Source organism: Mycolicibacter heraklionensis, from assembly GCF_001021505.1.
Taxonomy (GTDB): Bacteria; Actinomycetota; Actinomycetes; order Mycobacteriales; family Mycobacteriaceae; genus Mycobacterium; species Mycobacterium heraklionense.
Genome location: NZ_LDPO01000018.1, coordinates 31,000 through 46,052, shown reverse-complemented (window position 1 = coordinate 46,052; position 15,053 = coordinate 31,000). Strand labels below are relative to the sequence as shown.

The 15,053-nt window shown below is 72.7% G+C and carries 2 protein-coding genes; both read right to left on the bottom strand.

What is annotated here, in order from left to right; genetic code table 11:
* Positions 1–22: 22 nt before the first annotated feature.
* A complete protein-coding gene (locus ABW16_RS27850; protein ID WP_052956981.1) occupies positions 23–12,883 on the bottom strand; it encodes a beta strand repeat-containing protein in 12,861 nt (4,286 codons plus the stop codon).
* Positions 12,846–14,444: a PGRS repeat-containing protein gene (locus ABW16_RS26530; RefSeq protein ID WP_157864261.1), complete on the bottom strand. Its 1,599-nt coding sequence runs from the start codon at positions 14,442–14,444 to the stop codon at positions 12,846–12,848. The genes ABW16_RS27850 and ABW16_RS26530 overlap by 38 nt, the downstream gene beginning before the upstream one ends.
* Positions 14,445–15,053: the final 609 nt, after the last annotated feature.

Here is a 15,053-nt window from a genome sequence, read left to right as displayed (position 1 = left end):
GTAATGCGTGGCGTGTCGGGGGTTACGGGTTGTTCGCGCCGTCCGCACCCAGAACGTTTTGGTTGTTGTTCGGGTTAGGCCACCCCGGGTTTTCTCCCCCGTTGACCGCATAGACGTCGGCCTCCGTGCCACCGCCGCCGGTATGACCGCTGCCGCCTTCGCCGCCGCTCCCACCGACGACCGTGTTGTTGTTGGCGGTCGGGTTGTCGCCGGGGCTCCCGGCGCTGGTCAGTGCGGACCCGATGTTGCCGTCAGCGCCGGCGCCGCCGGTCCCGCCGCCGCTACCCTTGCCGCCGTCGCCGCCGGTGGCGCTGCCACCGGTGGACGTGGTGTTCTCACCCAGTGCCGTGATCCGGCTGGTTCCGGCGTTGCCGCCCTGGCCACCATCCCCTTCGCCACCGGCGCCGCCCTTGGATGTGCCGCTGGCGACAGCGTTCGCCCCACCGGCGGCGATACTCGCCTTGCCACCATTACCGCCGTGGCCACCGTTGTGGGCTACGCCCCCGGCACCACCGGTCGACGTTCCGCTGGCCGTCCCGCCGGGGCCGCCGAGGCTCGGGTCACCGAAGCCGCCGGTGGTCTTGGCGCTCTCGATGTCGGAGCTTCCACCGTTGCCGCCCTGGCTGCCAGGCCCGTCGGCAGCACCGCCGGAACCGCCGGTGGAGATGCCGTAGGAGTTGCCGCCGAGGCCGTCGGCCTCGAGTTCACCCCACGAGCCGTTACCGCCGTGGCCGCCGTTGCTTCCGGCGCCGCCGTCGCCGCCGATCGCGATCGCGGTATTGCCGCCTCCGCCGATCGAGCCGCCCGCGGCGTCGACGATCAGTTGACCGCTGCCGCCTTCACCGCCGGTCCCGGCATTGCCGAGCCCACCGCTGCCGCCGGTGGCAGTAGCGCCGGTGATGGCGCTGCCGGCCCCGATCGCCGAGGCGACGGCGAAGCCGCCGCCGCCACCCGCGCCGCCGTCCATCCCGTTACCGCCGACACCGCCCGTGACAGTGGTGTCGGTGACATGCGCACCGCCAACCGCTTGGATGCCGGCTGCGCCGCCCCCACCTCCAGTGGCGCCATTGGTGCCACCCACGCCGGCGTTGCCACCGGTTGCGTGACTGTTGGTGATCAGGCTTCCCGACCCGGTGGCGGCCAGGCTCGCCGCGCCACCGGCCGCGGTGTCGCTGGCATCGCCGCCGGTGACCGTGCTGCCGGTGATGACGCCGCCGCTGCTGACCGTCGCCGTGGCCGCGCCGCCGGCGAAGTTGGCGGTGTTCTGGCCGCTGGCGATGGTGGTGTCGGTGACGCTGCTTCCGGCGCCACTGACGATCAGCGAGTTATTCGCGCCGGCATTGCCGTTGACGCCGTTGGGCCCACCGTCAGTGCCATCGCCGCCGACCACATGACCATCGTGGATGGCGCCATTGTCGGAGGCGGACATGGTCGCTGTGCCACCGCTGCCGCCGGTGCCGCCGACGCCAGTGGCCGACCCGGCACCGCCGTCGCCGCCGTTACCGCCGGTCGCGGTGCTGATGGAGTCGATCGTGCCGCCGGTGCTGGTGGAGATGCTGACAGTGCCACCGGCACCGCCCTTACCGCCGTCATAGCCGGCACCACCGACACCACCGACACCGCCATTACCGCCGGTGGCTACGCCACTGCCGGCTGCGGCCGCAGCGTTGGCTCCCGCACCGCCCGCGCCACCACTGCCGCCGTTGGTGCCACCGGTACCGCCGTTACCGCCGTCGCCACCGTGGCCGACATTGCCGGCCGTGTCGCCACCGATACCACCGGCACCGCCGTTACCGCCGGTGCTACCGACGCCGTCGCCGCCCGTGCCACCGTCACCACCGTCACCACCGGAATTGACCGCGCCAGTAGAGGTTTGGCCGCCCGACATCCAGAAGGTGCTGTTGCCGCCCGTGCCACCGTTACCACCAACGGCGCCGTTCGTTCCGTCGACGCCGCCGTCACCGCCGTTACCGCCGGCCGACGAGCCGTTGACGATCTGAGTTCCGGCCGCACCGCTCGGGTCGTAGGCCTGGATCCAGCCCATGCCGCCGTCGCCGCCGTTACCGCCGCGGCCGGCGCCACCGTCACCGGAGGTCGCAACCCCACCGGTGATGCTCCCGTTGAGGCCGGCCACGTTGGTGAACCCACCGTTGCCGCCATGCGCACCCGCAGCACTGGCACCGCCGCCATTACCACCGGTGGCCTGCGCATCAGCAACACCAGTCGGACCAGCCGCCATCACCAAGGCGCCTCCGCCACCACCGGCTTGTCCCCCGTTGGTGGCGACACCGCCGTCACCGCCGGTGGCGGAGCCACTCACCGTTCCGCCGGTGGGAGGCGTGTTGCCCGAGTAACCAGCCTGCATCTGAGCCCAACCACCATCGCCACCGATGCTGTTCGCCCCGGTGCCGCTCCCGCCGGTACCGCCGGTAGCGGTACCGGTGACCGTGCCGCCGGCACCAGCAGTGACGTCCGCCTCACCACCGGCACCACCCTTGCCGCCGGCGCTACCAGCACCGCCATTGCCAGCAACGGCGTGACCATCAGTGATGTGGCCGCCGTTGCTGGCTGCCACGCTGGCGTTACCGCCGACTCCACCGGTGCCCCCGTTGGCGTCACCGGCCCCGGCGTTGCCGCCCTCAGCGGAACTACCACTGACCGCGCTGTTCGCGCCCGCAGCAGTCACAGTGGCCGCACCGCCGACTGCGGTGTCACTACTGTCGCCGCCGTCGACAGTGCTAGCAGAGATGACGCCACCATTGGTGGCGGACGCGCTAGCGCCACCGCCCGCCCCGCCGGCACCACCGTCGCCACCGGTGACGTGAGTGTCACTGACCGAGCTGCCACCAGCCCCAGTGGCCTGGACGACGGCACCGCCACCGACGGCACCGCCACCGGCGTTGCCCGCGATCGCGCTGCTGTCGGTGATCTTGCCCCCAGCGTTGGTGGAGAGCTGCCCAGCATTGCCGGCTACCCCAGTGACCCCGTCACCACCGGTCGCAGTACCACCGGTGATGGAGTCGCCGGCGCCCTTGGTCGAGATCGTGCCGCCACCCCCGGCACCACCATTGACGCCGCCCTGGCCCGCCCCACCGTCACCGCCAGTGGCGGTGCCGTCAGCGGTGGCGTTGCCACCAGCACCAGAGGACTGCCCCGAACTCACCACACCGCGACCACCGGCGCCACCGGTGACACCGCTACCCGAGCCACTGCCACCGTCGCCGCCGGTCGCGGTACCACTGGCCTGAGTGCCGGTGCCCATGGCCACTATCTGCCCCAGCGCACCGGCACCACCGGTCCCGCCGTGATCACCCGCACCGCCGGCACCACCGTAGGTGTTGCCGGTGGCCGTGGAGCCATCCCCGGTGGCCAGCACGGTGGACTGACCACCGACACCACCATGGCCACCGCTGTTCCCGGCACCGCCGGCACCACCAAGGGCATACCCGCTGGCCGAGCTGTTGGCGCCACCGGAATAGAAGCCGGTCTGAATCCAACCGCCGGCACCAGCACCACCCGTGCTACCAGCACCGTCGGCAGACCCACCGGCACCACCGATACCGGTACCAATGGCCTGGCTACCGACCCGCTGAGCGAAAAGCCCACCCTGAGCACCGGCGCCACCCTTACCGCCGTCGGTGCCCGCGCCGCCCGCACCACCGGTACCGCTGCCGGAAGCCGTGGAACCCGACGCACTGGCAGAAACGGCACCCTGGCCACCGGCGCCACCGACACCGCCGGTGGTGCCGGCACCGCCCGCACCACCGGTACCAGTGCCCGAAGCCGTCGCACCCGACGCACTGGCGGAGACGGTGCCGGCACCACCTGCGCCGCCCTTGCCGGCGTCACCGACGCCGCCCGCACCGCCGGTCGCCGTAGTGGTGTCGTGACCATTGCCGTCGACGGTGTTGGTGACGGTGCTGCCGTTGGTCGCCGTGATGCTGGCCGCACCACCGGTGCCGCCGGTGCCACCGTTGACACCCTGAGCCCCGGCGACACCGGTGGCAGTGCCACCTTGGACGGTGCTGGCACCGCTGGCGGTGATGGTGGCACTACCACCGTTGCCGGCCGTGCTGCCAGCCGTAGTCCCCGCCGCACCAGCACCAGCGATCGCGGTGCCGTGAGCGCTGCTGGTGTCGGATGCCGTGATGGAGGCATCGGCGCCGGTGCCGCCGGTGGCGCCGGCCTGCGTTGCGGTGGCATCCCCACCGTTGCCGCCCGCGCCAGCGGTGGCAGTGCCGGTTGCGCTACCGCCATTGGGAGAGGTGATCGAGGCATTGCCGGCGATGCCGCCGTTACCGCCGTTGCCACCGGTGTTGCCGGCGCCGCCGTTGCCACCGGCGCCGCCGGTAGCCTCACCGCCGGCGCTGCCGCCGTTGGAAGTGCTGATGGTGGCGGTGCCGCCCGCAGCACCCTTACCGCCCGCACCGCCGTTGCCACCGTTGGCGCCGCCGTTGCCGCCGGCTCCGGCGGTGGCGTTGCCGTCGGTGATGTGGCCGCCGGCGGTAGCTGAGAGGGTGGCGGCGCCGCCCCTGCCACCGGCGCCGCTGTTGGCGTTACTGGTGCCGGCGTTGCCGCCGGTGGCGCTGCCGCCGTTGATGGTGCTACCAGTGCCGTCGGCGGTGACCGTGGAAGCGCCACCAGCCGCACTGGCGCTGGCGTTGCCGCCAACGGCGTCCACACCGTCGATGCTGCCGCCGTGGCTGGCGGTGATCTGGGTGCGACCACCCTGGAAACCGGTGGAGCTGTCGCCGGCCGTAGCGGTGCTGTTCGTGACGCTGCTGTTTTGGTCTTGGGCCTTGATGTTGCCGTCCTGGCCGTTGGTGCCGCTGACGCCGTTGGCGCCCGCGCCGCCGTCGCCGCCGGTGGCCTGGCCGTCGGCGGTGCTGTTGGCGCCCAGTGCTTGAACGAAGCCCTGGCCGCCCTTGCCGCCGACAACGCCGTTACCGTCGCCGGTGCCGCCGCTGCCACCGGTGCCGCTGCCGCTGGCATGCGATCCACTGCCCAAGGCCGCGACCTGGCCGGTCCAGCCGGCACCGCCCGTGCCGCCGTTAGAGCCCGCGCCGCCGGTGCCGCCGAGCACCGTGCCGTTGGCTACCGCACCATCCCCACCGACCAGCACAACGCTCTGGCCGCCGACACCACCGTGGCCGCCGGTGGTCCCGGCGCCGCCGGCACCGCCGGTGGCTTGGCCGCCGGCAACACCATTGACCCCGGCACTGCCGGTGTAGCCGACCTGAATCGAACCGCTGGCACCGGCACCACCGGTGCTGCCGGCGCCGGTGGCATACCCGCCGGCGCCGCCAGTGGCGATACCGCTGGCCTGGCTACCGGCTTTCTGGGCGAAAATCCCACCCTGAGCACCGGCGCCGCCCTTGCCGCCGTCCGCGCCAGCGCCACCCGCACCACCGGTACCGGTGCCGGTAGCTGTGGCCCCCGAAGCCGTGGCGGAGAGGTTGCCCTGACCGCCGGCCCCGCCCGTTCCACCGTTGCTGCCGACCCCGCCGGCACCACCGGTCGCGATGGCCGTGTCACCGACACCCGTGCCGCCGACCGTGCCACCGTTGCTGGCGAGGATCGCGGCGGAACCGCCGGCCCCGCCCGTTCCACCGTCGGTGCCGGCCGCGCCGACATGACCGGTGGCGGTGGCGTCGATGACGGTGCCACCGGTGCTGGCCTTGACGGTGCCCGCGCCGCCCGCGCCCCCGACCCCACCGTTGGCGTCACCCGCGCCGGCGTTGCCACCGGTCCCGGTGCTGCCGCTGACCGTGCTACCGGTGCCGTCGGTCCGGACCGAGCCCTCACCGCCGATCGCGCCGGTGCCACCGTTACCGCCGGTCGCGGTGCTGCCGGTGATGGAGTTGTTTTCGCCCTTGGTCGAGATGACGCCGACCCCACCGTTGCCGCCGTTGACGCCGTTCTGGCCGTCCCCGCCGTTACCGCCGGTCGCGGTGCCCTCGGCTGTGGAGTTGGCGCCAAGACCAGACGATGCCCCCGAACTGACGATGCCTTGACCACCGTTACCACCGGTGATACCGGTACCGCTGCCGCTGCCGCCGTCACCGCCGGTAGCGGTACCGCTGGCCTGAGTACCGGTGCCCATGGTCACTATCTGCCCAAGCGCACCGGCACCACCGGTTCCGCCGTGGTCACCCGCACCACCGGTACCGCCGTAGGTGTTGCCGGTGGCCGTGGAGCCATCCCCGGTGGCCAGCACGACGCTCTGGCCACCGACACCACCATGGCCGCCGGTGGTCCCGGCGCCACCGGCACCACCGAGGGCATACCCGCTGGCCGAGCTATTGGCGCCACCGGAATAGAAGCCGGTCTGAATCCAGCCGCCGGCACCGGCGCCACCCGTGCTACCGGCACCGTCGGCGGTGCCGCCGGCACCGCCGATACCCGTACCAATGGCCTGGCTACCGACCCGCTGAGCGAAAACGCCACCCTGAGCACCAGCGCCACCCTTACCGCCGTCGGTGCCCGCGCCGCCCGCACCACCGGTACCAGTACCCGAAGCCGTCGCACCCGACGCACTGGCAGAAACGGCACCGTCACCACCAGCGCCACCGACACCACCCGTGGTACCGGCACCACCCGCACCACCGGTAGCAGTACCCGAAGCCGTCGCACCCGACGCACTGGCAGAGATGGTGCCGGCACCACCGGCACCGCCCTTGCCGCCGGTGCTACCAGCACCGCCATTGCCAGCAACGGCGTGACCATCAGTAATCACGCCACCAGCCTTGGCGGAGACGCTGGCGTTACCACCGTTGCCACCAACGCCACCATCAGAACCCGCACCAGCATTACCGCCGGTCGCGCTGCCGCTGGCACTGCTGGTGCCATCCGCGGTGATCGCGGCGTTGCCGCCCAGACTGCCGGTGCTACCGGACTCGGTGGTGGTGCCAGCACCGCCCGCACCGCCGGTACCACCGGTGGCACTGCCACTGGCGGTACCACCCGGGGCGGCCTGGATCAGGGCGCCACCGCCACCGCCACCGCCGCCACCGCCGCGGCCCGCTTCAGTGGCGGTACCGGTCGCTCCAGCGCCGCCGGCCCCGCCGGGACCACCGGTGACGGTGCCGCTGGCGCCCGCACCGTCGAGGATCGCCGCGCCCGTACCACCGGCGCCACCCTGGCCGCCGTTACCGTCAGCCGTGGTGGAGGCGCCCAGGCCGCCGGTGCCACCGGAGCCACCGTCGCCACCACCCTGGGCGTAGGCGTTGCCCGCACCGTCGGTGACGATGCCCTGGCCAGTGCCGCCCTTGCCGCCCTGGCCGCCGTTTCCGGCGTTGCCGTCGGTCGCACCGGCACCGCCGGCCGCACCGGCGTTGCCGCCGTCACCACCGTTGCCGCCGTCGCCCGCGTGAGCCCCGCTGCCGCCGCCGAGGCCGTCGCCACCCTTGCCGCCGTTGGCGGCGTTGCCGCCGGCGCCGTTGAGGCCGTGTGTTCCGCCGTCACCGGTGCCGCCGACACCGCCGGCGCCGCCGTTACCGCCCTTGCCGCCGTCGCCGCCGTCGTAGTGGCCTACGACGCCCGTGCTGCCGTCGCCGCCGACACCACCGGCACCGCCCTGACCGGCGTTACCGGCGATGGCGCCGTTGCCGCCGTCGCCGCCCTTACCGCCGTTACCTCCGTCGGTGCCGTCATCGCCGTTGCTGCCGGTGGCACCCTTGCCGCCCGCACCGCCGGCACCGCCGTTACCGGCCTGGCCGGGGTGGTAGTCGTCGCCGGTGGCGTTGGCCTGGTCGCCCTGGCCGGCATCGCCGCCGCGTCCACCCTCTCCACCGTTGCCGCCGACTACGCCGCTACCGGCCGGCGCGTTGAAGCCCGTGCCGCCGGCGCCACCGTTACCGCCCCAACCGCCGGTGCCTTCACCGCCGGTGGTGCCGCCATCGGTGCCGGCACCACCCTGGCCGGCGTTACCGCCGGTACCACCGGCGCCACCGTTGCCACCTTGAGCGTTGGCCATGGTGCCGTTGGCTCCGCCGGCACCCGAACCGGCTTGACCACCCTGACCGCCCCGGCCACCGTTACCACCGCCGACGCCGCCGATGCCCTGACCGCCGGCACCGCCGTTACCGGCCTGACCACCGTCACCACCGGCCAGACCATTGCCATTCGCGTCTTGGCTGGTGTTCGCCGCGCCCTGGCCGCCCCGGCCACCCAGGCCGCCGTCACCACCGGCGCCGTCGGCCCCATCGGTGCCGCCGTTGTGCCCGGCACCGCCGGCACCGGCGTTACCACCGGTGCCACCGTCGGAGCCTTCGCCGCCGTTGCCGCCCACACCCCACTTGCCGACACCACCGGTGCCGCCTTCACCGCCGGTACCACCACCGCCACCGGCGCCACCATTGGTGGCGTTGTCGCCGATACCGCCCTCACCACCGACGCCACCGTTGCCACCGTTACCGGCCCGGCCGGCGTCCATACCGTCGAGGCCGCCCGGGTAGTTGCCGGAACCGCCGTGACCACCATGACCGCCGACACCACCGTTACCGGCGTCACCACCATCGGTGGCATTCAGACCCGAGCCACCGGCACCACCGTTACCGCCGTCACCGGCAGCGCCGCCGGCACCGCCGATACCGTCCGGGCCACCCTCGTCGCCACCGGTGCCACCTCGGCCACCGTCACCGCCATCGCCACCCTTGCCGGCCGTGCCCGCATCGCCCTGCACACCGGCGTTGCCGCTGCCGTTGTTCAGCGCACCCGCAGCACCACCATTGCCACCGGCGCCACCGTCGCCGCCGACACCACCGGCACCACCGTTGATGTTGGCCGTCGGATGCAGCGCACCCAGAGCGTGGTCAGCACCCCAACCGCCATCGCCACCGTCACCACCATCGGCACCGGCACCGCCCTTGCCGCCGCTACCGGCGTTACCGGCCAGCGCGCCGCTCGCACCTCCGGCGCCACCGTTACCGCCGGCACCACCGGCCTGGCCAGCGCCGCCGGCGTGACCGGCGTCGCTGACCGGAACGCCCGGGGCATTGGGGTTGCCGAAGCTCTCACCGTTGTCGCCGGCCACACCGTCACCACCGGCGCCACCGTTACCGCCACTACCGCGGCTACCACCGTCACCACCGGCGCCGCCGTTGCCGCCGCGGTCACCGGCATTGACTCCGTTGAAGCCGTCGCCGCCCTGGCCACCGCTGCCGGCGATGCCGGTGATGTCGTGGCCGTCCGTGCCGGCGTTACCGCCCGCTCCCGCGGTACCGGCGTGGCCGGCCGTGCCGACCTCCCCACCGTGGCCGCCGTTGCCACCGTCGACATGGGCCGCGGTACCGTCCGCGCCCTTGCCGCCATCACCGGCCGTGCCCGCGTTACCACCGTCACCGGCATCGCCGCCGACGCCGGTGGCTCCGTTCGGGCCGCCGCCGGTGGACGTACCTCCGGCGCCGCCCGTGCCGCCGTTGCCGCCGGAGCCGCCGCTGCCGCCCGAGCCGCCGGTCTGGCCGGTGCCGCTGCCGCCGTTGGCGAACGTCCCTTGGGCACCGGTGACACCGTCGCCACCGCTGCCGCCGCTGCCGGCATTGCCGCCCACACCGCCCTTGCCGCCGACGAAGCCGGCACCACCGGCACCACCGTCACCGCCGGCGCCACCGTTGCTTCCGCTCTCACCGTTGTCGCCGGGGTTGACACCGGACAGCCCGGTGTAGCCGGCGCCACCGACACCGCCGGCACCACCATCGCCACCGTCGCCCTGCGCGGCGTGGCTGCCATTGGTCTGCAGACCACCCTGGCCGCCGTTACCACCGGCGCCGCCCTTACCACCGGCGGTGCCATCAATGTTCGGGGCGGTGCCCGCCACACCGTTGGCACCGTCCTTACCGTCACCACCATCACCGCCGATACCGGCAGTGCCGTCGGTGGCGTGGCCGCCACCGACCTCTAGGCCGCCATGGCCGGCGTTACCACCGACACCACCGTTGCCACCGGCGGTACCCGCCGCAGCAGTCGCATCCGCGGCAGCGTCATACCCGGCGCCACCGGCGCCACCGGAGCCGCCCTTACCGGCCGAACCATTGGTGCCCGCCGTGGCGTAGTTACCACCACCGGACGAACCGCCGGCGCCACCGGCACCGGCGTTACCACCATCGCCACCATTGCCACCGGCACCGCCGGTGTGGTCCTCAGCGGTACCTGTAGTACCGGCCGCGCCATTGGCACCATCAGTGCCGCCACCACCAGCGCCACCGACGCCACCAGCACCGTGGTCGCCCGGTCCGGATCCGGTACCACCAGCGCCACCGTCGCCGCCGACACCACCATTGGTACCCGAGACACCCGCGCCCGCACCCGCGGCGACCGCGTCATAGCCGGCGCCGCCCTTACCGCCGGCACCACCATTGCCACCGGCACCCTGGGCAGCAGTTCCGCCACCCACCTGCTGGCCACCGGCACCACCGTTACCGCCGGCGCCACCGGAACCACCATTGCCACCGGAAACCCCAGCACTGGTGGAGTCGGCACCGTTGAAGCCCTGACCACCCTGAGCGCCGGCGCCACCCACACCAGCGGTGCCATTGGCACCACCGGCGGCCTGACCACCCTTGCCCACACCACCAACACCACCAGCGCCGGCGTTACCACCGGCACCACCGTTACCGCCGTCCTGGCCGTCGACATGCGACGCCGTACCAGCCGAGCCCGCAGCACCCTTACCGCCGGCACCACCGGCGCCACCAGCACCACCGGCGCCACCAACACCCTGCTGACCCGCCGTCGAACCCGTACCGGCCGCACCACCGGCACCACCATTACCACCACTGGTGCCCGACTCACCCGCACCACCGTCACCACCGGCAACCGAGGCGTCAACACCCGCCTTACCCGTGTACCCCTTACCACCGGTACCGCCGGCACCACCATTGCCACCGGCGCCATCGGCGACACGCGTGACGCCGTCAGCCTTCAGGCCACCCTGGCCGCCGTTACCGCCGGCGCCACCGGAACCACCATTGCCACCGGAAACACCGGCGCTGGTGGAGTCGGCACCGTTGAAGCCCTTACCGCCCTGACCACCGGCACCACCGGCACCGGCCGTGCCGTCGGTTCCGCCTGCGGCCGCGACACCGGCGCCACTGAGGCCACCGGTACCGGCCTTGCCCGCGTTACCGCCCGCACCGCCGTTACCGCCGGCGGTGCCGTCCACGTGCGAAGCCGTGCCGTCGACGCCGGCCGCGCCGGTGGCGCCCGCGCCACCGTTGCCACCGTTGCCACCGACACCGCCGCCACCGACCGCGCCGTTGTTGGTGCCGTGGCCGCCCACGCCACCGGCGCCACCGTTGCCGCCGACACCACCGTTGGTGCCACTGGCACCCGCGGTAGCTCCGGCCACACCGTTGCCACCGTTTCCGCCCTTACCGCCGGCACCACCGGCACCGCCGTCGCCCTGCGCGGCGCGAGTCCCGTCGGTCTTCAGACCACCCAGGCCACCGTCACCACCGGCGCCACCGGCGCCACCGTTGGTGCCGTCAATCCGCCCGACGCCGGTGTTGGAGCCGTCGACACCGTCGAAGCCCTTGCCGCCGGCACCACCCTTGCCACCGACACCGGCCGAGCCGTCGTTGCCGGCGGTGGCGGTGGTCCCGTCACCGTTGTCGCCGCCGACGCCGCCCTTGCCGGCGTTACCGCCGGCGCCGCCGGCCTGACCCGCCGTGCCGTCCACATGGGTGGCGGTGCCGTCGACACCGTTCGCACCCGCGGTACCCGCACCACCGGATCCGCCGTTGCCACCGACGCCGCCGGCGCCGTGGTCACCCGCGTGGGTACCGGTACCACCGACACCACCGGCACCACCGGCACCACCGTTGCCGCCGTTCTCGCCGGCCGAGCCTGCGGTAGCCCCAGCCAAGCCGGTGTAACCGGCGCCACCCTTGCCGCCGGCACCACCGTCGCCACCGTCACCGGTGGCGGCACGAGTCACGCCGTCGCCGGTCAGGCCACCTTGGCCGCCGTTGCCGCCGGCGCCACCGGCCTGGCCGGCCGTGCCGTCCGGGTTGGCCTGGGTGCCATTGACACCGTCCTGGCCGTCCTTGCCGTCACCACCGTTGCCACCGACGGCGGCGGTACCCGCCGCCGCCCGCGTCGTGCCGTCGGCCTGCAGACCACCCAGGCCCGCATTACCGCCGGCACCACCATTGCCACCAGCAGTCCCGGCCGCAGCAGTCGCATCCAAGGCGGCGTCATACCCGGCGCCGCCGACACCACCGTTGCCGCCCTTACCCGCGACACCGTTGGCGCCGCTGGCGGCGTGGTTGCCGCCACCGGAGTCACCACCGGCGCCACCGACACCGGCGTTACCACCATTGCCACCATTGCCGCCCGCGCCGCCGTCGTGGTTGGCGGCATCACCGTTCGTGCCGGCGCCACCGTTGGCGCCATCGGTACCCGAGCCACCCTTGCCACCGACGCCACCGACGCCGTGCTGGCCCGCAACGGAACCGGTGCCACCGGTCCCACCATCGCCACCGACACCGCCGTTACCACCGGACGTGCCGGCGGCCGCGCCCGCAGCGACGGCGTCATACCCGGCACCGCCCTTGCCACCGGCACCACCGTCGCCACCGGCACCCTGCGCAGCACGCGTGCCGTCGGCCTTCAGGCCGCCCTGGCCGCCGTTACCACCGGCGCCACCGGCCTGACCGGCCTTGCCGTTGGGGTCCAACGCCGTGCCCGCGGCACCAGCAGCACCGTCCTTGCCGTCACCGCCGGCACCACCGACACCGGCCGCACCCGACACACCATGCGTGATGCCGTCAGCCTGCAGACCACCCAGGCCGGCGTCGCCACCGGCGCCGCCATTGCCACCGGCAGTCCCGGCCGGCGCGGTCGCGTCAGTCGCCGCGTTGTAGCCCTCGCCGCCGACTGCCACCCTTACCGGCCGTGCCCGCCGTGCCGCTGGCGGCCTGACCAGCCGGACCCTGGCCACCCGCCCCGGCCAGACCGGCGTTGCCGCCGTGGCCGCCGGCCTGACCGTCGGTACCGTCGGGGTCCGCCGCGGTTCCCGCGGTGCCGTTCGCACCGTCGACGCCGTCGCCGCCGTCGCCGCCGTTACCGCCCACACCGCCGGAGTCCTGACTGCCGGCCGCGCCGGACGCGCCGTTACCCATGAACCAGCCGCCCGCGCCACCGGCACCGGCCTGGCCTGCCGCGCCGCCGTTACCACCGACGCCGCCGTTTCCACCGTTAGTTCCGTCGGCGCCGGCCACGGAGCCGTCAGCACCGTCGGCGCCGTCGCCACCGGCACCGCCCTTACCACCGTCACCGGCCGCGCCGCCCTTACCGCCGGCGCCGAACCAGTTCGAGCCCCTACCACCGGTACCGCCGTTACCGCCGGCACCACCGTTACCGCCGGAACCACCGTTACCGTCGCCCCCGTTGGCGAAGCTGCCGGCCGCACCCGCGAGACCGGCCACGCCGTTGCCACCGTTACCACCGATACCGGCGGCGCTGAAGGCACCCCACAGCGCCGCGTCGCCGCCGTTGCCGCCATTACCGCCAGGCGTGCCCAAATCGACTGCGTCAGTGCCGTTACCACCGGCGCCACCGTTGCTGAACCAGGAGAAGATGCCGACGCTGCCGCCGTTGCCACCGTCACCACCGCCGCTACCACCGGCGCCGCCGGCACCACCGTCGCTGAACCAGGACAACCACCCGGTGCCACCACCGTTGCCACCGTCACCGCCACCGGCGCCACCGGCACCACCAGCACCACCGTCGCTGAACCACGCGGATGAGGCGCCGCTACCGCCGTCGCCACCGGCACCACCGTCACCGCCACCGACACCGCCGACGCCACCGTGGCTGAACCAGGCGAACCAACCGGCGCCGCCACCGTCACCACCGTCGCCGGTGCCGAAGCCGTCACCACCGGCACCGCCGCTACCGCCGAACAGGCCGCTCTGGCCGCCGGCGCCGCCATCGTCGCTGGAACCGGTGCCGTCGGCATCCCAACCCGCACCACCATTGCCATAGATCCACCCACCGGCGCCACCGTCGGGGTGAGCGGCCGTGCCGTCTGCGCCATCACCGAACGGCATCAGCCAATTGATGTCGGCCCAATTGAACGACGCATCGGCAGAACCGGGCAGATCCAGCGACGCCACCCCGATCCCGGCCAGATTCAGATCCGCAAGGATCGCATCCCAGATGGCCGGCTCACCGAGGCGGTCGAAGAAGGGCGACCAGCTGCCGGGATCCAGAACCACCGACCAGGCAGCCTGGTCAGCCCAGTTGGCACCCAGATCCGCAACGGCGTTACCCAGGTCGGCACCCAACAGGTCGGCCAACACATCGTCAAAATCGGCATGCGCGGCCGGCGCCCCGGCCCAGGGCCCCAGCCCGAACGCCAGAAACGCACCGACCGCGGTCCCGGCGCCAAAGACACGGTTGCTGCTATGAGCCTTAAATCCACCCCGACGATGACGAGCCACGGCGTCTTCCCCCTTTAGCCAACGCTCAACGCCAGCACAGTAATTTTCAACTGAGGACATACGTTAACAACGATTCAGGATCAGTCAACCCCAGTGCACTCCAGCAGACCAAAGGAACTGCATCCATGCTTGTGACCCTTGATTACGGTTAGTGATGCTCCGTAAGGAGACTTATAACTCAAGTGGTTTCTCCGCATTTCACAGCTTACTGACAGCTTAGGGTCCCGCCAGCGGTTGTCAGCAATATGATCGGGCGTTCAATGAGTTTGCTGGCAGTTGTCGGCCCCGAATCGCCCGCCGCCGACTGCGTCGACTACGGCCACCGGGTGCCGGCAACCGGGTGCCGAGTCGTCTCAGCAGCCAGGCGCGCACCAGTTGGCGGATCGCCTCTCATGGCAGTTGGATCGCCTCCGACGGCGCGGCGGCACCCGCATGCGCCGGTCCAGCTACAAAAGCTTCTGCGCAGGGTTGCTACGAGGTAAGCGGGAATTCGCGTCCATTGCGATTCCGTTGTCCGGATTACCGTTCAGTAACACGTCGCCACCTGTGGCAATAAGGACAACTGTTCGCGATAAGGACTACCGTTTCTCCCTCTCCCGCCCAAAAGAG